At 74.7% G+C, this 20,046-nt stretch carries 22 protein-coding genes; 8 read left to right on the forward strand and 14 right to left on the reverse strand.

What is annotated here, in order from left to right; genetic code table 11:
- Nucleotide 1: 1 nt before the first annotated feature.
- Together OZ948_16080 and OZ948_16085 are read left to right on the forward strand one after the other, a co-directional pair.
- Complete coding sequence (locus OZ948_16080) at nucleotides 2-955, forward strand: ferritin-like domain-containing protein (GenBank protein MEB2346244.1); 954 nt, start codon at nucleotides 2-4, stop codon at nucleotides 953-955.
- Nucleotides 956-1,159: 204 nt separating this feature from the next.
- Nucleotides 1,160-1,747, forward strand: coding sequence for a hypothetical protein (locus tag OZ948_16085; GenBank protein MEB2346245.1), 588 nt, complete (start codon nucleotides 1,160-1,162; stop codon nucleotides 1,745-1,747).
- 40 nt (nucleotides 1,748-1,787) lie between these two features.
- Here OZ948_16085 and pgl read toward each other — a convergent pair whose 3' ends face one another.
- The 7 genes from pgl to OZ948_16120 form a co-directional block, all read right to left on the reverse strand.
- Nucleotides 1,788-2,498: a 6-phosphogluconolactonase gene (gene pgl, locus OZ948_16090; protein MEB2346246.1), complete on the reverse strand. Its 711-nt coding sequence runs from the start codon at nucleotides 2,496-2,498 to the stop codon at nucleotides 1,788-1,790.
- Nucleotides 2,495-3,892, reverse strand: a complete 1,398-nt coding sequence (zwf, locus tag OZ948_16095; GenBank protein MEB2346247.1) for a glucose-6-phosphate dehydrogenase — start codon at nucleotides 3,890-3,892, stop codon at nucleotides 2,495-2,497. Before zwf ends, pgl begins: the two co-directional genes overlap by 4 nt.
- A gap of 10 nt (nucleotides 3,893-3,902) precedes the next feature.
- The gene (locus OZ948_16100) at nucleotides 3,903-5,783 is read right to left on the reverse strand and encodes a carboxylesterase family protein (protein MEB2346248.1); all 1,881 of its coding nucleotides are present in this window, start codon (nucleotides 5,781-5,783) and stop codon (nucleotides 3,903-3,905) included.
- A 25-nt stretch (nucleotides 5,784-5,808) separates the two neighbouring features.
- Entirely contained in the window at nucleotides 5,809-6,000 is a 192-nt protein-coding gene (locus OZ948_16105) for a hypothetical protein (protein ID MEB2346249.1), read from the reverse strand.
- Nucleotides 5,997-6,593, reverse strand: coding sequence for a hypothetical protein (locus OZ948_16110; GenBank protein MEB2346250.1), 597 nt, complete (start codon nucleotides 6,591-6,593; stop codon nucleotides 5,997-5,999). The genes OZ948_16105 and OZ948_16110 overlap by 4 nt, the downstream gene beginning before the upstream one ends.
- Nucleotides 6,594-6,758: 165 nt before the next feature.
- Nucleotides 6,759-7,328, reverse strand: coding sequence for an RNA polymerase sigma factor (locus OZ948_16115; GenBank protein ID MEB2346251.1), 570 nt, complete (start codon nucleotides 7,326-7,328; stop codon nucleotides 6,759-6,761).
- A gap of 277 nt (nucleotides 7,329-7,605) precedes the next feature.
- Nucleotides 7,606-8,232 carry a L,D-transpeptidase gene (locus OZ948_16120; protein MEB2346252.1) on the reverse strand — a complete coding sequence of 209 codons (627 nt, stop codon included), beginning with the start codon at nucleotides 8,230-8,232 and terminating at the stop codon, nucleotides 7,606-7,608.
- A gap of 26 nt (nucleotides 8,233-8,258) precedes the next feature.
- Between OZ948_16120 and OZ948_16125 the strand changes: the two genes are divergently transcribed.
- Complete coding sequence (locus OZ948_16125; protein ID MEB2346253.1) at nucleotides 8,259-9,137, forward strand: L,D-transpeptidase family protein; 879 nt, start codon at nucleotides 8,259-8,261, stop codon at nucleotides 9,135-9,137.
- 18 nt (nucleotides 9,138-9,155) lie between these two features.
- Here the strand turns inward: OZ948_16125 and OZ948_16130 are convergent, their stop codons facing one another.
- From OZ948_16130 to OZ948_16150, 5 genes are all read right to left on the reverse strand, one after another.
- Nucleotides 9,156-9,419: an Lpp/OprI family alanine-zipper lipoprotein gene (locus OZ948_16130; GenBank protein ID MEB2346254.1), complete on the reverse strand. Its 264-nt coding sequence runs from the start codon at nucleotides 9,417-9,419 to the stop codon at nucleotides 9,156-9,158.
- Nucleotides 9,420-9,446: 27 nt separating this feature from the next.
- Nucleotides 9,447-9,773, reverse strand: coding sequence for a hypothetical protein (locus tag OZ948_16135; protein ID MEB2346255.1), 327 nt, complete (start codon nucleotides 9,771-9,773; stop codon nucleotides 9,447-9,449).
- 34 nt (nucleotides 9,774-9,807) lie between these two features.
- Nucleotides 9,808-11,562 (reverse strand): tetratricopeptide repeat protein, encoded by a 1,755-nt coding sequence (locus OZ948_16140; protein MEB2346256.1) that lies wholly within the window; start codon nucleotides 11,560-11,562, stop codon nucleotides 9,808-9,810.
- Complete coding sequence (locus OZ948_16145) at nucleotides 11,559-12,299, reverse strand: PEP-CTERM sorting domain-containing protein (GenBank protein ID MEB2346257.1); 741 nt, start codon at nucleotides 12,297-12,299, stop codon at nucleotides 11,559-11,561. The genes OZ948_16140 and OZ948_16145 overlap by 4 nt, the downstream gene beginning before the upstream one ends.
- A 155-nt stretch (nucleotides 12,300-12,454) precedes the next feature.
- Nucleotides 12,455-13,705: a cytochrome P450 gene (locus OZ948_16150; GenBank protein MEB2346258.1), complete on the reverse strand. Its 1,251-nt coding sequence runs from the start codon at nucleotides 13,703-13,705 to the stop codon at nucleotides 12,455-12,457.
- A gap of 54 nt (nucleotides 13,706-13,759) precedes the next feature.
- Between OZ948_16150 and OZ948_16155 the strand changes: the two genes are divergently transcribed.
- Both OZ948_16155 and OZ948_16160 read left to right on the forward strand, forming a co-directional pair.
- Nucleotides 13,760-14,533 carry a lipoate--protein ligase family protein gene (locus OZ948_16155; GenBank protein MEB2346259.1) on the forward strand — a complete coding sequence of 258 codons (774 nt, stop codon included), beginning with the start codon at nucleotides 13,760-13,762 and terminating at the stop codon, nucleotides 14,531-14,533.
- 72 nt (nucleotides 14,534-14,605) lie between these two features.
- Nucleotides 14,606-16,441, forward strand: coding sequence for a pectin acetylesterase-family hydrolase (locus OZ948_16160; GenBank protein MEB2346260.1), 1,836 nt, complete (start codon nucleotides 14,606-14,608; stop codon nucleotides 16,439-16,441).
- An 81-nt stretch (nucleotides 16,442-16,522) separates the two neighbouring features.
- On the opposite strand, the gene OZ948_16165 is transcribed toward OZ948_16160, so the two are convergent.
- Nucleotides 16,523-16,915: a PaaI family thioesterase gene (locus OZ948_16165; GenBank protein MEB2346261.1), complete on the reverse strand. Its 393-nt coding sequence runs from the start codon at nucleotides 16,913-16,915 to the stop codon at nucleotides 16,523-16,525.
- Nucleotides 16,916-16,954: 39 nt separating this feature from the next.
- Here OZ948_16165 and OZ948_16170 point away from each other — a divergent pair, with 39 nt between their 5' ends.
- The 3 genes from OZ948_16170 to OZ948_16180 are packed head-to-tail and all read left to right on the forward strand — an operon-like array spanning nucleotide 16,955 to nucleotide 19,133.
- On the forward strand, nucleotides 16,955-18,589 hold the full coding sequence (locus OZ948_16170; protein MEB2346262.1) for a YdbH domain-containing protein: 1,635 nt from the start codon (nucleotides 16,955-16,957) through the stop codon (nucleotides 18,587-18,589).
- Nucleotides 18,586-18,789, forward strand: a complete 204-nt coding sequence (locus OZ948_16175; protein MEB2346263.1) for a YnbE family lipoprotein — start codon at nucleotides 18,586-18,588, stop codon at nucleotides 18,787-18,789. The genes OZ948_16170 and OZ948_16175 overlap by 4 nt, the downstream gene beginning before the upstream one ends.
- Entirely contained in the window at nucleotides 18,789-19,133 is a 345-nt protein-coding gene (locus tag OZ948_16180) for a YdbL family protein (GenBank protein MEB2346264.1), read from the forward strand. Before OZ948_16175 ends, OZ948_16180 begins: the two co-directional genes overlap by 1 nt.
- A gap of 44 nt (nucleotides 19,134-19,177) precedes the next feature.
- On the opposite strand, the gene OZ948_16185 is transcribed toward OZ948_16180, so the two are convergent.
- On the reverse strand, nucleotides 19,178-20,038 hold the full coding sequence (locus tag OZ948_16185) for a patatin-like phospholipase family protein (protein MEB2346265.1): 861 nt from the start codon (nucleotides 20,036-20,038) through the stop codon (nucleotides 19,178-19,180).
- Between the last annotated feature and the right edge of the window lie 8 nt (nucleotides 20,039-20,046).

The raw sequence follows: 20,046 nt of genomic DNA on the forward strand, positions 1-20,046 counted from the left end.
GATGTCCATCGACCAGCTCACGAGCCAGATGACGACCCTCTGGCGCTTCGACTACGAGCCCAAGATCAAGGCGCTGCGCGAGCTCTACGAGGTCGCGAAGAAGCAGCAGTGGAACGCCGCCACCGACATCCCCTGGAACCTCGAGATCGACCGCGAGGGCGACATCCTCGATCCGCGCCAGAATCCGATGACCCAGTTCGACTTCTACCAGGCGCTGCCCGAGCGCAAGCGCAAGGACCTCGCGATCCGGATCGCGGCGTGGCGGCTCTCGCAGTTCCTGCACGGCGAGCAGGGGGCGCTGCTCTGCTGCGGCCAGCTCGTGGACGTGGTGCCCGACACCGACGGCAAGCTCTACGCCGCCACCCAGGTGGTCGACGAGGCGCGCCACGTCGAGGTCTTCCACCGCTACATCACCCGCCTCGACCGCGTCTACCCGATCGACCCGCAGCTCCAGGCCGTGCTGAACGCGATCCTCGCCGCCGACACCTGGCAGAAGAAGTGCGTCGGCATGCAAATCATCGTCGAGAGCCTGGCGATGGGCGCCTTCAAGCTCATGAAGGAGGGCAGCAAGGACGAGCTGCTGCGCAACGTGGTCGAGCTGACCGCACAGGACGAGGCCCGCCACGTCTCCTACGGGATCATCTACCTGAAGGACGAGCTGCCGCGCATGCCCGAGAAGGAGCACGACGAGCTCGAGGACTTCGCCTTCGGCGCGGTCTCCGCGATGATCGGGCGCCAGGGCGTCGGCGGGATCTCGGCGCTGAACGTGCTCGCCGAGGTGGGCGTCGACCGCGACACCGCGATCGCCGAGTTCCGCCAGAAGTTCTCCGACCCGGCCTTCCGCGCGCGCCAGCCGAGCCCGTTCCGCGACTACGTGATCCCGCAGCTCCAGAAGCTCGGGCTCATCACGGAGCGCACGGCGCCGAAGTACCGGGAGATCGGCCTCGCGGCCTGAGTGCGAAGGGGGGCACTGCCGGCGCGGGTGGTCGGCAGGCCCCGGGGGAGGCGCCCGTGGCCGAGCGGCTGCGGGAAGTTGGCGATCCGACGCATTGCTGCTGCAGTGCGTCACGAGCCCGACAGCCGTTCACCGGGAGGTCATCGACGGGGAGGTAGGGTGGCTGCTGTGTCGGGTGCAATCGGAGGGGTATGCGCACTCCCGGTGCGCGCAGCGGCCCAGATGGGCTTCCTGGCGCGTGCCGCCCACGTCTGGCACGCGACGGTGTTCGCGCACGCGGAGGCCGTCGCCGCGAGCCTGCCCTCGCTTCCCGATCGCACGTCGATCCTGGCGCTCACGGCCGACGGCGGGGCGCTCCTCGACCTGGTGCTCGCGCGCAACCCGTACTTGCGCCCGCTCGATCCCGAGATCGTGCTCGCCGAGGACGCCGTCCCCGGAGCGCCGCAGCCCGACGTGGTGCTGCTCTCCGACGTCCTGCACCACCTGGCCCCGGAAGCGCGCGAAGGCTACCTGCGGCGCGTCCAGGAGCGCGCGGCGCCCGAGGCGCTCTTCATCGTGAAGGAGTTCGCGCCCGGCGGCCTGCGCGCCGGCCTCGGCTGGATCACGGATCGTGCGCTCTCGCGCGGCACGGTGCGCTTCCTGAACCCGCCCGAGCTGCGCACGCTCGCCGCCCGCGCGCTGCCGGGGCTCTCCGCCTTCTGGACCCCGCTCTACGACCGTGAGCCGCCCAACTACTGCATGCTCTTCCGCAAGCTCCGCCTCGACCTCATGGCGGAGGGGCTCGGCGCCTAGGCCTGACTCGGGCGAGCGAGGCTCGTCGGGCGGACGCGGGTCATCGGGCGGCGGCGGTGCGATCGGCGAGCACCAGCGCAGCGTCGCTGCGGACCCGGCCAGCCGGGATCGAGGCATCGCCCGCGAGCAGGCGCGCGAGCGCGTCGCGCTTCTCGGCGCCCGTCACGACCCACAGGATGCGGCGCGCGCGGGCCAGCGCCGGGAAGGTGAGCGTCACGCGCCGGTGTCCCTGGTAGGGCACGGCGGTGAAGGCGACGTCGGCAGCGCGGGCGTCGAGCACCGGGTCGCCGGGCACGAGCGAGGCGGTGTGGCCGTCGGCGCCGAGCCCGAGGTGGACGAGGTCGAGCACCGGCGGCCGCCCGCAGACGGCCTCGAGCGTGCGTGCATAGGCGGCGGCCGCGGCGGCGAGGTCGCCGTCGTCGCGGCAGGCGCCGACCGCCATCGGGTGGGCATGGCCGGGCGGAAGCGGCGCATGGGAGAGCAGCGCGTCCTCGAGCGGCGCCCAGTTGCGGGCCGGGTCGCCGTCGGGCGCCACGCGCTCGTCGACCTGGAAGACGTGCATCGCGCGCCAGGGCACCTCGGGCGTCTCGGCGAGCCAGGCCAGCATGCGCCAGGGCGTACGCCCCCCGCTCACCGCAAGGCCGAAGCGGCCGCGCGCGCGGAAGGCGTCGCGGGCCGCGCCGGCGATCTCGCCCGCGCCGCGCTGCGCCACCGCCTCCTCGTCGTCGAGCACCTCGAGGCGCAGGCTCACGGGCCCTCGCCGCGCGGCGGCCCGGGCTCGTCCCAGCCGCCCACCGGCGCGGCGAGCGCGTCGGCCTGCGGCGGGCCCCACGAGCCGGGCTCGTAGGGATGCACCGGCCCCGGCTCGCGGAGCAGCGGGTCGACGATGCGCCAGCACTCCTCCACCTCGTCCTCGCGCGCAAAGAGCGTGGGATCGCCGTCGATCGCGTCGTCGAGGAGCCGCTCGTAGGCCGCGGCCGTGACGCCACGGCTCGGGCAGACCGAGAGCTCCACCGACTCGCCGCGCATCCCCTCACCCGGCCCGAGGGTGCGCGCGCCGAGCGCGATCTCGGCCTCGCCGCCGAGCCGGAAGCGCAGGTAGTTGGGCTCGCGGCCCTGCTCGAGCGCGACGCCCCCGAAGACCTGCTGCGGCGGCCGGTGCAGCGACACGCGCACCTCCGTGGCGGTCACGGGCAGCGACTTCCCGGTCCGGATCAGGAAGGGCACGCCGGCCCAGCGCCAGGAGTCGATGTGGAGCTCGAGCGCGGCGTAGGTCTCGACCGTCGAGTCCTTCGCAACGCCCTGCTCGTCGCGGTAGCCCCGCATCTGGCCGCGCACGAGCCGCGCCGGCTCCGCCGAGCGCATCGAGCGGAAGACCTTCACCTTCTCGTCGCGGATCGCGTCGGCGCGCCCCGAGGTGGGCGGCTCGATGGCGAGCAGCGCCACCACCTGGAGCAGGTGGTTCTGGACGACGTCGCGGATCGCGCCCACCTCCTCGTAGAAGCGCCCGCGCCCCTGCACGCCGAAGCTCTCCGCCATCGTGATCTGCACGTGCTCGACGTGCTGGCGGTTCCAGATCGGCTCCAGGAACGAGTTGGCGAAGCGGAAGTAGAGCAGGTTCAGCACCGGCTCCTTGCCGAGGAAATGGTCCACCCGGAAGATCGCGGGCTCCGGGAACCGCTCGTGCAGCGTGCGGTTCAGCGCGCGGGCGGACTCGAGGTCGCGCCCGAAGGGCTTCTCGACCACGATCCGCGCGTTCTCCACGCAGCCGGCGGCGCCGAGCCCGCGCACGACGGTCGGGAAGGCGCTCGGGGGGATTGCGAGGTAGAAGACGGGGCGCTTCGCATCTCCCAGCGCTCGACATAGCTCCGTGTAGAAAGCCGCCGTCGTGTAGTCGCCACCCACGTAGCGGAGCGCGCCGACCAGCTTCGCAAAGACCTGCTCGTCGAGCTTCCCCCCGCGCGCCTCGATGCTCCGGCGGGCGCGCTCGACGAGCCAGGAGACCTCGACCGGCTCGCGCCCGACGCAGATCAGGGGCGGCGTCCCGCGGTCGTGGGCCATGGCGTAGAGCGACGGAAAGATCTTCTTGTAGGCGAGGTCGCCGGTGGCGCCGAAGACGACCAGCGCGTCGGATCGGTCGGGCATGGTTCGGTCCTCAGTGCCAGGGGAAGGCGTCGAAGGGGAAGTCGTCGCAGCCGACGCGCTCGTAGTCGGCGCGCTCGAAGCCGCGCCCGCGGGCAGCGAGCTCGTGGTAGACCCAGCAGCGCCGCTTCGGGTCCGCGAGCCGCGGGTCCGCCGCCACCGACGCGAGCACGGTCTCGACGGTCACCGGCTCCGAGCCCATGCGCAGGCCGCCGCCCGCCGCCGAGTCGAGGAGCATCGTCTTGTGCCCGCCCGGGCGGGCGTCCCAGGCGCTCCACTCCGGGAGGTCGCCGGCGAGCCCGGCACCCGGCCGGCCGCTCGCGGCGAAGTGGGCCCAGTAGGAGCGCATCGCGTCGGAGAGCCGCTCGCGCGCAGGGCGGTTCTCGGCGCGCAGCAGGAAGCGGCCGCGCGTGCCGAGGCTCCAGTGGCCGAAGACGAAGGGGATCTCGAGGCCGTGCGCGGCGCCCACGTAGGTGGCCGCGTCGAAGCCGAGCAGGCTCGGCCATTCGTGCCAGTCGAAGCGGTAGACGAAGACCTCGGGCGAGACCTGCGCCATCGCCGCGGCGGGCGCGTCGGCGCCGGTGGCCTTCCACATCGCGCTCTGCGCGTCCGCGAGGGCGAGATAGAGATCGGGGTCGCGCACGCGCGGGACGATCCCGAGCCAGCGGCGCACGTAGCGGGGGTCCGGGAACAGGAAGAGCTTGTTCTCGTCGCGGTTCGTGCCGAGGACGACCGGCACGCGGTTCCAGCCGTCGGCGCGGGTGAAGCGCGCGAGCGGGTCTCCGGCGGGCAGCACCGCACCGTCGGCGAAGACGCGGGGCATCTCGAGCAGCGGATCGCCCGCGCCGCGGTAGGCGGCCATCAGCGCGGCCGGCGTGGCGGCGCGCAGCCAGCGCGCGAGCTCGGCGGGCGGCATCCCGGAGACGAGCGCCTTCGCAGCGGTGCGGTCGGGCGCCTCCCCCGCGTCGATCGCGAGCTGCGCGGCGATCTCGTTCGAGGAGCGCGGGTGGCCGGGCTCGGGGTCGTCGCGCCAGTGCTCCGCCTCCGCCGCCGTCGCGAAGAAGGTGCCGCCGCTCTGCACGATCGCGCGCTGGAAGAGGCCGCGCGCCTGGGGCGCGAGCAGCAGCGACACGACGTTGGTGCCGCCGGCCGACTCGCCGAAGATCGTGACGCGGCCGGGATCGCCGCCGAAGGCGCCGATGTCGTCGCGCACCCACTCGAGCGCGCGCACCAGGTCGAGCGTGCCGAAGTTCCCGGAGCGCTCGGCGGGGCTCGCGTCGGCCTCGCGCAGGGCCGCGTGGCGGAACCAGCCCAAGGGCCCGAGCCGGTAGTGGAGCGTCACGACGATCACGCGCTCGCGCGCGGCCAGCGCGCCGCCGTCGTAGAAATCGGCGCGGCCGATCACGTTGCCGCCGCCGTGGATCCACACCAGGACCGGGAGCCGCTCCGCGCCGCGCGGCACGGCGCCCGGCGCGAGCTTCGGCGCGTACACGTTCAGGAAGAGACAGTCCTCGCTGCCCCGCAGCTCGCCGGGCGGGCCCTCGATGCCGGCGAAGGGGCTCGTGTACTGCACGCAGGGCGAGCCGAAGGCCAGCGTCTCGCGCACCCCGCTCCAGGGCTCCGCGGCCTGCGGCGCCCGCCAGCGGCGCTCGCCGACCGGCGGCACCGCGTAGGGGATGCCGAGCCAGACGTGGCTCCCGTAGCGGCCGACGCGGCCCACCACCTCACCCGCGGGCGGGCTGCGGCGCGAGGCCGGGTCCGCGGCGGCGGCCGCTGCGGGCGGCGGCTCCTCCCCGCCCCCCGCGAGCGTGCGCAACGCGATCCACGCTCCGCCGAGCAGGGCGAGGGCGAGCGCGGCCGAGATCCCGAGCGTGCGGCCGGTCGTCGTCGCCATCGCTCCTCCTCCGCGGCGCGGATCCCTAGCCTGGATGGCGCTCGCCCGCGTCCCTCGCGAAGGCGAGCAGGAACTCCGCGTCGCGCGGCGAGAGGTCGAAGCGGCGCGCCGCTTCGTCGGCAAGCGCGGCCGGCCGCGCCTCCGGCGCCTCGCGGCGCCGATCCGCCAGCCAGCGGATCGCCCGCTCGAGCGTGGCGCTGCGCTCGCGCTCGCTCACGGGATCAGCTTCTCCCGGCGCAGCTCGTCGACCGACACCCGCACGACCCCGCCGATCAGGTCCTCGACCGACGAGGGGTTGATCGTCTCGCTGCGGGCGGCCCACACGAGGCGGGCATCGGAGACCGTGTAGGCGGCCGCCTCGACCTGCACGAACTGATCGGTCGTGAGATAGCCGGGCTCCCAGACCCTCGGACCCGCCCAGCCCCAGTAGCCCCACAGGGTCCCGTAGCTGGTGGGCGGCACCCAGCGCTCGCGATCCTCCACCGAGGCGAGCCGGAAGACGACGGCGCCGTCGACGCCGGCCGCCTCGAGCCGCGCGCGGGCGCGCTCGCGGTCGCGCAGCTCCTCGTCCGGGATCAGGGTGTAGCCGGCGATGCCCTGCGCGGGCCCCACGGCGCGCACGAACTCGTCCTCGGCGAGCCGCCGCACGGTCGGATCGGCGGTCAACGCGATGCCCACGACCTTGCGGAACTGGAGCGAGCCGAGCGCCGGGTCCCGCCAGGTGGAGGTGAGCTTCGTCGAAGCGCACCCGATCGCCAGGACGGCGAGCAGCAGGGCAGGGCAGGACAGCCGTAGCGTGACGCGAAGCATCCGGGGGCCTCCGTGGGTGCAGCGAGACCATAGCGTCGCATGCAGGTGTGCCTGCGACGGGGCGCACCGGGGACGCGCCGCCAGGGGCGCGCCGGCGCGACCCCGGCCGGGCGCGGGCGCACCGGAGGAGTTGGCCCGGACGACGCGGCGGCGGCTCCGAGCGGCCTACGCGTGCCGGGCGAGCAGCTCGCGCAGGCCCACCACGCGCTCGCCGAGGAGCCGGCGCGTGCGGAACAGGCTGATCTTCACCGCCTGGCGCGACTTTCCCACCTGGTCGGCGATCGCCGCCACGTCGGTGGCGCCAGCGAGCGCGAGCTCGAAGATCACGCGATGCGCCTCGCCGATCTCGCTGCCCAGCACGTCGGTGCAGCGCGCGAGCACGCGCACGGCCTCGACGTGACGGTCGACCGGCGAGCCTTCGTCGGGCCGCACGCCGTCCTGGTGCCTCTCGAGCGAGACCGCCCGGCGGCTCGAGCGGCGGCGGCGGTTGCAGACCTCGTGGAAGGTGATGCCGAGGATCCAGGTGCCGAGCGTCGAGCGACCCTCGAAGCCCCGGATCGAGCGCGCCACCTCGACGAACACGTCCTGGCAGACGTCCTCGGCCTCGTCGGCATCGCGCAGCCGCCGCAGCGCGAAGGCGTAGACGCGCCGCGCGTACTGCTCGTAGACCTCGCCGAACGCCTCGCGGTCACCCGCCTGCATCCGCTCCACCAGGCCCCGGTCCTCGGGTTGCATCACGGCCCGCCTCCTTCGCGGCGTACAGCATCGCTCGGCGGTCGAGGCGGGCGCTGTGAGGTCGGTCACAGCCGGGGCAGCTCGGGGCGTGCGCAGGTGGGCCGGCAGGGGGGTCTCCTGGTGGTGGCGGGCGCCGGACTGGGCAGGCGGTCGGGCGAGAGGCCGATGATAGAGCTCGTGCCGCACTGCGTCTCGAAGCCGCGAGCCCATGACGGCGTCCTGCTGTCCCCGGAATCAGGGACATCCCGGCGCAGACCCGCACCCGCGCCCCTCCGGCTCAGGGCTCGATGCGGACGGGCGTGCCCGGCGGTGCGAGCCGTTCGAGCCGCTCGACGTCGCCGTCGCTGAGCGCGATGCAGCCCTCCGTCCAGTCGAGATCGCCCTCTCCCCGCCAGCGTTTCCCCTCGCCGTGGAACCCGAGGTGCCCGCCGAGGGCGGTCGTCTGGGGTGGTAGCCGGCCGGCGCGGTGGGCGGCGACGATGGCGTCGCGCTCGGCGCGGTCGATCCGGGCCTCGGCGAGCGCGCGCTCGGCGTCGGCGGGCGCGGGGTAGTCGATCGGGAGGAAGCGGTGGAAGCGGCTCGGGCGCGCCGGGCCGGCGATGCGGTACTCGCCCTCGGGCATGCGCTGGTCGCCCTTCGCGCGCTTCGGGCCCGGTGCGCGCGCGAGGGCCACGGGCAGGCGCAGCTCGCCCCCGCCCGCGCAGGCCGCGACGAGCACGCGCGCCGCCTTGCTCACGACGATGCGTTCGATGCGCTCGCAGGGGAGCGGGATGGGTGCCCGGGCCTCGGGCGCCGGCGGGGCGGGCGGTGGCGCGGGGGCCGGCCGCGCGCAGGCGCCGGTCCAGGCGGCCGCGCCCGCGGCCAGGGCGAGCGCCATCCGACGCCAGGGTCGCGCGCGAAGCATGGGAGCGGAGGCTATACGATCCCGCGATGTCGCGGCCCGTGCTCGCGCTGCTCCTGCCCTGCACGCTGGCGCTGTGCGCGCCGCTGCCGCCCGCGCCACGCCCCGATCTCGCGAAGATCCCCCCGCTCGTGGGCGCGCCGAGCAGCGACCTCGTCGAGCCGGGCGACACGCTCCTCGACGTGGCCTACCGCCACCGGCTCGGCTTCGACCGCGTGGCGCGCCTCAACCCGGAGGTCCACCACTGGATCCCGGAGCCCGGCACCGTCGTGCAGCTCCCGACCGAGCACGTGCTGCCCGACGCGCCGCACGAGGGGCTCGTCGTGAACGTCCCGGAGATGCAGCTCTACGACTACACGGCCGGGCCGGAGCCGGAGGTCTTCGCGATCGCGATCGGCGACCAGATGGACCCCTCGCTCGTGGGCGCGTTCCGGATCGGGCGCAAGCGCGAGCACCCCACCTGGACCGTGCCCGCCTCGATCCGCGCCGAGAAGCCCGAGCTGCCGGCCGTGGTGCCGCCGGGCCCCGAGAACCCCCTCGGCGACCACTGGATGACGATCGGGAGCACGAGCTACGGGATCCACGGCACGAACAACCCGTGGTCGATCGGCCGCGAGGCCACCCACGGCTGCATCCGGCTCTACAACGACGAGGTCGCGCGCCTGTTCGCGCGCACCCGGGAGCGCACCCCCCTGCGGCTCGTCTACCAGACCGTGAAGATCGGCCAGCGCGACGGCACGATCTACGTGGAGGCGCACCCCGACCTCTACGGCCGCGAGCCCGACGCGCTGGCGAGCGCGTACCAGCGCCTCCATGCGCTCGGTCTCGCCGACTCCGTCGATCCGCTGCGCGTGCGCCGGGCGGTCGAGGAGGCGCGCGGGATCCCGGTCGCCGTGGGACGCCTGTAGGCGGCCCCTCCCCCGACCCTACTTCGAGACGCCCTTGCGGAAGATCGCCTCGGAGGTGCGGGCGGCGTCGTCGGCACGGTCGGCGGCGCGCTCGGCCGCGGCCTGGGCGGCCTCGGCGCCGCTGACGGCGCGCTCGGCCGTCGCGCTCACCTCGTCGAGGCGCTGCTCGAGCGTGCTCACGCGTTGCTCGAGGTCCCGGACGCTGCCGCGCGTCGCGCAGCCCCCGAGCAGCGCGAGTGCCACGACGGCGCCGAGCGCCACGCGGACGGTCGATCGGTCCATGCCTCCTCCTTCACGGATCCGCGACCCTCAGTTGTCGAAGCCGGGCAGCTCGCCGGGGGTCGCGGGCGACTCGATCACGCCGAGCGACGCGCCACCGCGGCCGCCGCCGCAGGTGAAGGTGTCGCACGAGAAGCGGTCGAAGGCGGGCGGGCCCGGCGCGTAGAGGACGCCCGGCGGAGCCGGCGCAGCCACGTCGTTCGGCGTGAAGCGGTCCGCGACCGCCGGCAGCGCCGGGCCGGCGCTCACCGCGGGGGGCTCCGGCGTCCAGGCAGGCACCTCGATCTCGTCCGCACGGGCGCTCGTCGCGATCGCGAACGCCACCACGATGCCGGCGATCCAGCTCGTCTTCCGCATGTCCAGCTCTCCTTCTCCCGACCAGCCCGCAACCCTAGAGGTCGGGCTGGTAGTACAAGGTCAGGTAGCCGCCCACGACGTGGCGGTCGTAGTCGAAGACCTCGACGTTCGAGTCGTTGCGGGTGTACTCGTAGCGGAGCGACCCGATCAGCCAGTTCGTGATCGGCCGCTCCACGATCACGTCCGCCTGCCAGACGTTCTCCCGCTTGTCGCCATTGCGCAGGCTGTACTCCACGCCGTTCACGAGGTCGTTCGGGTTCGGGTACGTGGAGGGATGGTCGTAGGGCCGATAGGTGTAGCTGCCCTGGAGGTCGAGCACGACCTGCCACGGGAGCAGCGTCCGCGTGCCGAGCACGAACTCGTGGCCCTGGAAGTCGTACTCCTCGCCCTCGGCGTCGTAGTGGTGCCAGCGGTAGCCGGCCGAGAACTGGGTGCGCAGCTCCTCGACCGGCACCATGTGGTCGAAGCCCACGATCGACCAGAAGCCGTCGCGGTTGCGCTCTTCGCTCTCGTCGAGGCCGAAGGGGCCGCAGGGCTCGTTCGGGTCGGGGCAGGCGCTGCCCGGGCCGCCCGCCGGCGGGGGGCTCCCGTCCGGCACGTCGTCGCTGTCGAAGCGGTAGTCGTCCCAGCTCAGCTCGGCGAACAGCCGCGAGTTGCCCCAGCGCCCGCCCCAGTCGTGGAAGAGCGCCGGCGTCAGCGAGTGCTCGAGCAGGTAGCCGTCGTAGCCGACCCAGGCGTAGCTGAAGTCGTACTGGAGCCGCGCGAGGGTGGCCTCGGCGAGCCGGCGGTCGACCCAGGCGGTGGCCGACGGATACTGGGTGTCGAAGTCGGTCTGCTCGAAGTGCGCCGAGCCGTAGAAGGCGCCCAGGATCCCGACCGCCCAGTCGCGGTTGCGGAACACCTCGGTCCCGACCTGCGCGGTCCACACGCCGCGGACGTCGCCTTCGTCGGAGATCTCGTCGGGGACCGACACGTTGTCACCGCGCAGGAGGACGTTGCTGTCGTACTCGAAGCCGCCCGAGAGGACGACCCAGGGACCCTGGCGCTCGCCCTCGACCGGCGCGCGACCGAGCGGGCGCTCGGCCTGCTGGAGGCCCTGGAGGTCGCGGCGGTCGGGCAGGAGGGCGCGGCCCTCCGAGCCGGCGAGGGCGCGCTCGGCGGCAGCCGCCCAGCTCGTGCCGGGCGCCTCGCGCTGCACGCGCTCGAGCGCCTCGCGGGCGCGCTCGCGCTCCTTCGCGCGCAGCCACGCCACCCCGGCGTAGTAGGACGCGACGGGCTCGACCCCGACCGGATCGCGCCCGCGCGCGCGCTCGAGGGCCTCGGCCGCGGCCACTGGCTCCTCGGCGCGCTCGAGCCGGATCAGGCCGTCGTAGAGGTCCACCTCGGCGCTGCCCGGCGAGCGCACGCGGGCGTCGTCGAGCGCGAGCTCGGCGCCGTCGACGTCGCCCGCGTGGAAGCGCGCGACCGCGAGGTGCAGGTCGACGTCGGGTGTGTCGGGATCGAGGCGCTTCGCATCGGCGAAGGCCTGCGCGGCCGCCTCCCACTCCTGGCGCTGCATCCGGCACAGGCCGATCAGGTTCGCGACCCCGGCGTCGTCGGGCAGCCCGGCGCGCGCCTCGTCGAGCAGCGGGAGCGCCTCGTCGCAGTGGCCGGCGCTCGCCTGCTCGCGGGCGCGATCGCGCAGCGCAGCGGGGTCCTCGGCGGCCCCGGCGGCGCCGTTGGCGAGCCCGAGGAGCACTCCGAGCGTGATCGACGCGCCCGCGCCGGCTGCGCGGCGGCCAAAGCTCATCGCGCGCGCCCGGCGTACCCGATTCCGGCGAGGCCCGTCAGGAGGAGCACGAGCGTCCCCGGCTCCGGCACCACCTGCGCCACGAGCTTGAGCGGCGGCATCACCACCTGGTTGTTCACGATCGGCATCACCCCCGAGCTCACGATATAGCGGACCGTGAACTGCCGCGACTCACCCGGATCGAGGACGCCGAGATCGACGGCGCCGAAGAAGTAGTCGCTTCCCCCCGCCGTGTACTTCACGATCTCGAGCAGGTCGCCGTCGAGCCCCACCTCGAGGTCCGGGTAGCCGCCCGGGTTGATGGCCCCGGGGTAGGGCGCGAGGTTCACCGCGCTGAACAGCAGGAGCACCCGCCCGTAGGTCTCGCCGCTCGTGTTGGTGGCCGTCCAGAGCGAGTCGGCGATGAACGGGCTCGCGCCGGTCGGCTCACTGCCCCGCGCCTGCGGGAACTGGTGCACGGTCTGGAGCGCCTGCGAGATCGTGATGTCGTAGCTGGAGCTGTTCCTGCAGACGCCGACCTTCTGGAACGTGCCGGCCCCGGCGCACAGCGTCTGGTCCAGCGGGGTGGTCGCGAAGTCGAAGGCCGGGCCGGTGTTCGTGAAGCCCGTGTTCGAACCCCCGGCCGGGAAGCGCAGGTACTCGGTGTCACCGATGCCGAGCGCCCCGGCCGGCGCGGCCAGGGCCAGCGTAAAGAGCACCGGCAGCACGGTCCGGATCGGGCGGGTCGGGAAATCCATGGGCTTCTCCTGCGGATGCGGGTCCTCGCCGTGGAAGTGGCCTTCCGCGCGCAGGCGTGTCACGGGCGCGGGCCTGCCGGAGAAATCGGGCCCCGAGGGGCGGCAACTGCCCGGCGCGCACCCGATCGGGCGCTTGCGCGAAGCCGGCGCTGGGCTCAGCCCGCGAGCCGGTAGCGGATCGGGAGCCGCTTCACGCCGCCGACCAGCGAGGAGTGGAGGCGCTCGACCGGGCCCGCGACCTCGATCTCGGCGATCCGCGGCAGGAGGTGGCGGTACGCCACCGCGAGCTCGAGCCGCGCCACGTGCGAGCCCAGGCAGAAGTGCTCGCCGATCCCGAAGCCCAGGTGCGGGTTCGGGTCGCGCGCGACGCGGAAGGCGTCGCCGTCGGCGAAGACCTCCTCGTCGCGGTTCGCGCTCGGGTAGAAGAGCGCGACGGCCTCGCCGGCACGGATCCGCCGGTCGCGCAGCACGAAGTCGGCGGTGGCGGTGCGCGCGAAGTGGATGATCGGGCTCGTGTAGCGCACCACCTCCTCGACGGCGGAGCCGAGCAGCGCCGGGGTGCGCTGGAGCCTGCGCATCTCCTCCGGGTTCTCGATGAAGGCCAGCATGCCGCCGGTCGTGCCGTTGCGGGTGGTCTCGTTGCCGGCGATCACGATGATCAGGCAGAAGGTCAGGACGTCGATCTCGGGGATCGGCCGGCCGCCGACTTCGAGCCTCGCGAAGAGCGACACCAGGTCGTCGGCGGGCTTGCGGCGCTTCTCCTCGACGAGCTTTGCGAAGTAGCCGAACAGCTCCGTCATCGCGGCCAGCGCCGATTCCTGCGGCGTCTTGCCCTCCTGCCGGTACTCCGGGTCACCGGCGCCGATCGTGCGGTTGGTCCAGTCGAAGAGCAGCGGCCAGTCCGATTCCGGTACGCCCAGGAGCCACGCGATCACCGCGATCGGCAGCGGCGCCGACACCTCGCGCACGAAGTCGCACTCGCCGTACCCGCCGGGGCCGCTCTTCGCGAGCAGGGCGTCGACGATCTCCTTGCCGATCCGCTCGATGTCGCCGTGGATCGCGCGCAGGTAGCGCGGCGTGAAGCGCTTGCTGATGAGCTGGCGGTAGACGCCGTGCTTCGGCGGGTCGAGCTGGATCAGCGTCGGCGGAAACGCGTTCGGGACCTCGGGCAGGTGGCTCAGCACGAGCCGGGGGCCGTTCACGAACTGCTCCGGGCGCTTGCTGATCGTGACGACGTCGGCGTGCTTCGTGATGCACCAGAAGGGCATGCCCTCCGTCGCGTCGAAGCGGTGCACCGGGTCCTCGCGCCGCCAGCGCTTCCACAGCTCGTGCGGGTAGCCCCAGGCCGCGTAGTGGTCGGGGTGGATCGGGTGGAAGTCGTCGGGAGGGCGGGCGGCGGCGACCATGCGGGGCTCCTCGGTCGGACGCGGGCACGCGCGAAGGTGGCCTAGGCTCCGGGCGTGCGCCCACTGGAGCTGCTCGAGGACGCCGTGCCGGGGGAGCCGGCGCTCGACACCGCCGTCTCGCGGGCCCTGCTCGACGCGGTGGCGGCCGGCGAGCGGCCCGAGACGCTCCGCCTCTACCGGCCCGACGACGTGGTCGCGTTCTCGGGCCTCGACCGGGCGAGCCCGGGCTTCGCGCGCGCCGTCGCCGCGGCACGCGCGCAGGGCTTCGACGCGGCCTTGCGTCTCGCCGGCGGACGCGCCGCCGTCTTCCAGACCGGGTCGCTCGCCTTCGCGTGGGCGATGCCGGCCACCGAGCTGCGCGGCGGGATCGAGGAGCGCTTCGAGGCGGTCGCGGGCTGGGTCGCGGCGGCGCTGCGCCGGCTCGGGGTGGACGCGCGCGTCGGCGAGGTGCCGGGCGAGTACTGCCCGGGCGCCCACAGCGTGAACGCGCGCGGGCGCGTGAAGCTGATGGGCGTCGGGCAGCGCGTGGTGCGCGGCGCCGCGCACGTGGGCGGGGTCGTGGTGGTCGGCGGGAGCGGGCGCGTGCGCGGGGTGCTCGGGCCGGTCTACGCGGCGCTCGGCCTCCCCTTCGACCCGGTCAGCGCCGGCGCGGTCGAGGACGAGATCGGGCCGATCGGGCCCGCGGCGGTCGGGGAGGCCCTGCTCGGGGAGCTCGGGAGGCTCGGCTTCGCGCCGCGCCCGGCTCCTGCCGGCACCTTCGCCTCGCTCCGCGCACGGGCTGGGGTGCTCGAGCCGCGCTTTCGCGTCCCCGCGTGCGCCGGCAGTTGACCGGACGGTCGCTCGCGTGGGAACATGCCCTCGCCACCGACCGCACGGTCCGGCCACCTGGAGAGACGACCGATGCCCCGCACGCGGATCCTGCTCGTCCTTTGCGCCCTCGTTGCCTTCGCGGCCGCCGCACCGGCCGGCGCCCACGGCCCCCGGCACCCGGAGCCCCGTCCCGCCGCGGATCTCTACCCGACCGACCGGTGCGTCGCCGAGAAGCTCGACGCCGCTGCCGACTACTGCGCGGCGAGCGTGGGCGTGCGCTGGGTGTCGAGCTGGGGCTGGCTCGGCCGCTGGTTCGGCCTCGGGCACGGCGGCGACGGGTGGCTCCAGGAGCGCTGGCTCCGCGCGCCGCGCCGCGTGCTCGAGCGCGCCTGGGCCCGGGCGGAGGACCGCTCGGCAGCAGCGGGGGTCTCGTGCGAGGACACGACCGTCACGGCCGCCGAGATGATCTCGCTCCTCGACGAGGGCGCGCGCAGCCTCGGCGAGGAGATCGACGGCTCGCCGATCTGCCGCACGCGCCGCGTCGTGTCGGCCGCCGCCACCTGCCGGCAGCTCCTCGACGCCGAGGGCCGCCACCTCGTCGAGCGCAGCCGCGACCGGCTGCGCGAGCGCCTCCACGCCCGCCAGGAGCGCGCGGTCGGACGGTTCGAGCGCCACTGGTCGCTCGGCTGCCACGATCACGAGCCGGCCCCGACCGATGCGCTCGTCGCCCTCACCCGCGCGGCCTTCGAAGCCTCGGTGGTGTCGCCGGCGGTGCCGAGCGAGTGGACGATGATCGACCCGCCCGACCAGGTGCCCTACGCGAGCGAGCTCGGCGACCAGGTGCTCGAGCCGATCTGCTCGCACGGCACGCCGTGGGTGTACTTCGTGAAGCGCGGCACCGTGAACAAGACCCTCGTCTACTTCCAGGGCGGGGGCGCGTGCTGGAACGCGGCCACCTGCCTGCTCGGCACCTTCAAGCCCGAGGCCGGGCCCGGCGACAACCCGGCCGGCGCCACCACGGGCTTCGCGGACTTCACGAATCCCGAGAACCCCTTCCGCGACTGGAACGCGGTGTTCGTGCCCTACTGCACCGGCGACGTGCACTGGGGCGACGCGGTGGTCGAGCACGACCCCGGCAACCCCACGGCGACGATCCACCACAAGGGCCGCATCAACGCCGCCGTGGCGGAAAAGTTCGCCCGCGAGCACTTCGTGAGCCCGGACCAGGTGTTCGTGACCGGCTCGAGCGCGGGCTCGTACGGCGCGGCGGTGAACGCCCTCGCGCTCCAGGAGTTCGCCTGGCCCTCGACCCCGTTCGCCGTGCTCGGCGACGCCGGCAACGGCGTCATCACCCAGGACTTCCTCGAGAACGACCTCGCGAAGTGGGGGATCGAGAAGAACCTCCCGCGCTGGATCCCGGGCCTCGACAAGCCGCTCTCCGAGCTGCGGGCGTCCGACCTGTGGGCGGAGGCGGCGCTCTACTACCCGCAGAGCCGCTTCGGGAACTACACCACGTCCTACGACGGCCCCGCCGGCGGGCAGGTCGGCTTCTACAACGTCATGCTGAACGGCGACAACTTCCTCGAGTGGCTGAACTGGTGGAAGCCGAGCTGCGAGTGGAACGAGAAGATGCGCGAGCTCGCGTACGACTCGGCGGCGACGGCGCCGGACAACTACCGCTACTACATCGGCGCCGGCTCCCGGCACACCATGTGGGGCTACGACAAGGTCTACACCGACACGACCGGCGGCGTGCCGACGATCGTGAGCTGGATCGACGCCATGCTCGCCGGCACGCCGGACTGGGCCAACGTCGAGTGCAGCGACTGCGGCCAGCTCCTGCCCGGCGACCCCCGGCCGAGCCCCGTGCAGCCGCCCTACGTGACCGACCCCGCCACCGGCGAGACCCGCATCGTCTGCGACTGAGAGAACAGGGCTCCTGCGCTCCGCTCGTCCGGGGACGGGTCTGCCCCCTGCCGCGTCACGGCACGGCGAACCGGGCCCGGGTCAGACGCGCTCGCGGTCGGGCTGGCGGAGGGTGTCGGTGAGGAAGAAGGTGCCGGTGGCGCGGGCCAGCATCTTGTCCTGCTCGTCGAGGATCTCGCCCTCGGCGTAGGCGAGCGAGCGGGTGCGCTGGACGCAGCGACCGAAGGCGCGGATCGTGCCGCCCTGGACCGGCCGGAAGTAGTTGATCTTGAGCTCGACGGTGGCGCAGCCGCGCCCCGCCGGCAGCTCCGCGATCACGGCGCGGCCGAGAGCGGTGTCGAGCATCGAGAAGAGGACACCGCCGTGGGCGCGCGCGGCCAGGCTCATGTGGCGCTCGTCGAGCCGCAGCTCGAGCGTGAAGGCGCCGTCCACCATGCCGAGCGACTCGATCCCGAGATGGCGCGTGAACTCCACCGGAGCCTCCTGCCCTGGCGCCGCTGCTAGCGTTTCGCGATGGGTACGCTCGCACACCGGCTGCGCGTCGCCATCGCCGTCGCGCTCGTCGGGCTGCTGGCCGCCGCGGGCGCGCTGTGGGCCGCCCGCACCGCCCTGACCGAGCGCGCGCTCGTCGCCGCGCTCGCCGCGCGTGGCGTCGCGCCGGTGGCCCTGCGCGTCGAGCGCCTCGACGGCAGCGGCCTCGGGATCGAGGCGCTCGCGATCGACCCCGCCGGCGCCCCCGACCTCGCCGCCGCGCGCGTCGAGGCCGACTGGTCCTGGGCCGGCCTGCGCGCCGGCCGGCTCGACGCGCTCCGCGTCACCCGCCTGCGCCTGCGCGCGACCCTCGGCGAAGCCGGCCTCTCGTTCGGAGCCCTCGACCCGCTGCTCGCAGGCCCCGCCGCGCCCGCCGCCGAGCCGCTGCCGCCGCCGCCCGTCGCCGAGCTCGTCCTCGACGACGCACGGCTCCTCCTCTCGACACCGGAGGGCGTTGCAGAGGTCGCGCTCACGGGAGCCTTCGACGCCGCTCCCGGCGGCGCCGTGGCCGGCGGCGCGACGCTCGCCCTCGAGCACCCGCTCGGCGCCGCCCGCGGCCGCCTCGAGCTCGAAGGCCGGCTCGACGCGCTCGCCTTCCGCGCCACGCTCGACGGGCACGCGGCCCGGGCGGAGCGCCGCGTCGCCCTGTCGGCGCAGGGCCGCCTCGAGGGCGGCGCCCTGCGCGCGGAGTGGGAGCTCGCGCCGCTCGTCTTCGTGCCCGGCGCGCTCCAGCCCGCCGCGCTCTACCCGCCCCTCGCGCGGCTCGGCCTGCGCGACGTGGCCGGCCGCGTGGAGGCCCGCGGCCAGGTGCGCCGCGACGCCGCCGGCGCCTTCGCCTGGAGCGCCGGCCTCGCCCTGCGCGAGCTTGCCGCCACGGCGCCGCTCGCGCGCGTCGAGGGCCTGCACGCCGCCCTCGCCCTGGCCGGCCCACCCCTACACACAGAGACGTCCCAGCTCGTCGCGATCGGCCTGCTCGACGTCGGCGTCCCGCTGACCGACGGCCTCCTCGAAGGCCGCCTGCGCCGCGACGGCGCCCTCGCCCTGCGCAGCGCCCGGTTCCGGTTCGCGGGCGGGACCCTCGAGGCGGGCGAGACCGTCGTCGATCCCCGCCGCGGCCCGGGCGCCGTCACCCTGCGCGCGCGCGGGCTCGAGCTCGCGCGCCTGCTCGAGGAGGTCGCGCTCGCGGGCCTCGCGGGCAGCGGCCAGGTGGAGGGCGAGCTGCCGCTCGTGCGCGAGGGCGAGGCCCTTGTCGTGCGCGGCGGCGTGCTGCGCACCACGGCTCCCGGCGGCACGATCCGCTACGCGCCGGCCGCCTCCGTCCGCCAGCTCGCCGCCTCCCGCCCCTACGACCTCGGCCTCGCGATCGAGGCCTTCTCCGACTTCCGCTACGAGACGCTCGAGGCGCGCATCGACGGCGACCTCGCCGGCACGCTCACGGTGGACCTCCACGTGCGCGGCGCGAACCCGGCCTTCCAGGACGGCCGCCCGGTCGAGCTCGACCTGACGCTCGAGGCCCGGCTCGCCGATCTCGTGCGCGCCGGGCAGGCGTCCTATCGTGTGCCGGCGGCCGTCGAGGAGCGGCTGCGGGCCTTCTCGGAGGGGAGAGCACCGCCGTGAGCCGGACCGGGTCGCTCGCCAGCGCCGCCCTCGCGGCCGGCATCGCCGCCGCCGCGGCCGGCTGCCAGCCGCGCGTCGCCGTCGAGGCTCCGAAGGAGCCGATCGTGATCCAGATGAACATCAAGATCGAGCACGAGATCAAGGTGCAGGTGGACCGCGAGCTCGACGACCTGATCGCGAGCGAGAAGGACATCTTCTGATGGCGCTCCATCTTCGACGCCTCGCCTCCCTCCTCCTGCTGCTCGCGCTCGGCCCCGCGCCCGCCGCCCGGGCCCTCGACCTCGACGCCGCCCGCGCGCAGGGCCTGGTGGGCGAGCAGACCGACGGCTACGTCGGCGCGGTGCGGGGCGAGGGCGGCGCGGAGGTGGCGCAGCTCGTCGCCGCGGTGAACGCGAAGCGGCGCGCCGCCTACGAGAAGATCGCGCGCGAGCAGGGCACCGACGTCACGGCCGTGGCCGCGCTGGCCGGACAGAAGCTCATCGCGCGCGCACCGGCCGGGAGCTGGATCGGGGACGGCGGGCGCTGGTACCAGAAGGCCCGCTAGGAGGCCGGCGCGGCGCGCGGCGGGCCCCCGGCGAGCGAGGTCCGTCAGCCGCTCGCGCACCCGACACCGCGGTGCGATGCCGCGAACGCGAGCCCGTCGCGGGCACCGAGCGCGAAGGTCTCGTGCACGAGCGCGGGGCTCGCGTAGTCCCAGGTGTCGATCGGGATCGGCGCGGAGGGCTGCACGTAGACGCGCCCGGGCACGCGCGGGAGCCGCGCCGGCGCGAAGCGCCGGGTCAGCAGCACGAGCGTGCGGCGGGCGGGCTCGACCGCCTCGACCGGCACGCCGTCCACGATCCCCCCGTCGAGGACGGGGCGGCCGTCGCGCAGGTAGAGCGGCAGCGCGGGCGGCGTGCACGAGGAGTGGAGCAGGAGCGCGGCGAGCTCCTCGGCCGACGCGCACTCGCGCACCGAGACGAGCTCGGGGCGGAACCCGCAGCGCCGGCCCCAGACCGCGTGGACGCCCCCGCCGAGGAACTGCTCGAGATACGAGCCGGCGAAGCCGAGCAGGAGGGTTCCGAGCCGGCCCGTGCGCGCCGGCGGGCGGCCGAGGAGCACCCGCACGTCCGGCCCGCGGTGCAGCTCGGCGAGCCGGCTCGCGCTCGTGATCGCCAGGATCGTGGCGCGGTAGATGCGCTCGTGCGGGAAGGCCGGGAGCCCGCGCAGCCAGTTGCGGGGCAGGAAGTTGCCGCGGTTGGTGGCGATCCGGGCCGTGAACTCCCCGACCAGGTCCTCGAAGACCCCCGTCAGCGCGGCGCACGCCATCGCCGCGCCGGCGCTGACCGCGCCCACGCGCTCGGGCTCGATCCCGAGGCGGCTCGCCGCGGTGGACCAGAAGCCGAGCTGCCAGAAGCAGCGGCAGCCGCCGCCGGCGAAGACCGCCGCGTCGAAGGGAGAGTGCGACACCGGGGCGG

This window comes from Deltaproteobacteria bacterium (genome assembly GCA_035063765.1).
GTDB lineage: Bacteria > Myxococcota_A > UBA9160 > UBA9160 > PR03 > CAADGG01.

Bases quoted from the DNA above. Each gene is read 5' to 3' on its own strand.
- OZ948_16080 (MEB2346244.1), top strand. From the start codon at position 2: ATGTCCATCGACCAGCTCACGAGCCAGATGACGACCCTCTGGCGCTTC.
- zwf (MEB2346247.1), bottom strand. From the start codon at position 3,892: ATGCCCGACCGATCCGACGCGCTGGTCGTCTTCGGCGCCACCGGCGAC.
- OZ948_16100 (MEB2346248.1), bottom strand. From the start codon at position 5,783: ATGGCGACGACGACCGGCCGCACGCTCGGGATCTCGGCCGCGCTCGCC.
- OZ948_16110 (MEB2346250.1), bottom strand. From the start codon at position 6,593: ATGCTTCGCGTCACGCTACGGCTGTCCTGCCCTGCCCTGCTGCTCGCC.
- OZ948_16115 (MEB2346251.1), bottom strand. From the start codon at position 7,328: ATGCAACCCGAGGACCGGGGCCTGGTGGAGCGGATGCAGGCGGGTGAC.
- OZ948_16120 (MEB2346252.1), bottom strand. From the start codon at position 8,232: ATGCTTCGCGCGCGACCCTGGCGTCGGATGGCGCTCGCCCTGGCCGCG.
- OZ948_16125 (MEB2346253.1), top strand. From the start codon at position 8,259: ATGTCGCGGCCCGTGCTCGCGCTGCTCCTGCCCTGCACGCTGGCGCTG.
- OZ948_16130 (MEB2346254.1), bottom strand. From the start codon at position 9,419: ATGGACCGATCGACCGTCCGCGTGGCGCTCGGCGCCGTCGTGGCACTC.
- OZ948_16135 (MEB2346255.1), bottom strand. From the start codon at position 9,773: ATGCGGAAGACGAGCTGGATCGCCGGCATCGTGGTGGCGTTCGCGATC.
- OZ948_16140 (MEB2346256.1), bottom strand. From the start codon at position 11,562: ATGAGCTTTGGCCGCCGCGCAGCCGGCGCGGGCGCGTCGATCACGCTC.
- OZ948_16145 (MEB2346257.1), bottom strand. From the start codon at position 12,299: ATGGATTTCCCGACCCGCCCGATCCGGACCGTGCTGCCGGTGCTCTTT.
- OZ948_16150 (MEB2346258.1), bottom strand. From the start codon at position 13,705: ATGGTCGCCGCCGCCCGCCCTCCCGACGACTTCCACCCGATCCACCCC.
- OZ948_16160 (MEB2346260.1), top strand. From the start codon at position 14,606: ATGCCCCGCACGCGGATCCTGCTCGTCCTTTGCGCCCTCGTTGCCTTC.
- OZ948_16170 (MEB2346262.1), top strand. From the start codon at position 16,955: ATGGGTACGCTCGCACACCGGCTGCGCGTCGCCATCGCCGTCGCGCTC.
- OZ948_16180 (MEB2346264.1), top strand. From the start codon at position 18,789: ATGGCGCTCCATCTTCGACGCCTCGCCTCCCTCCTCCTGCTGCTCGCG.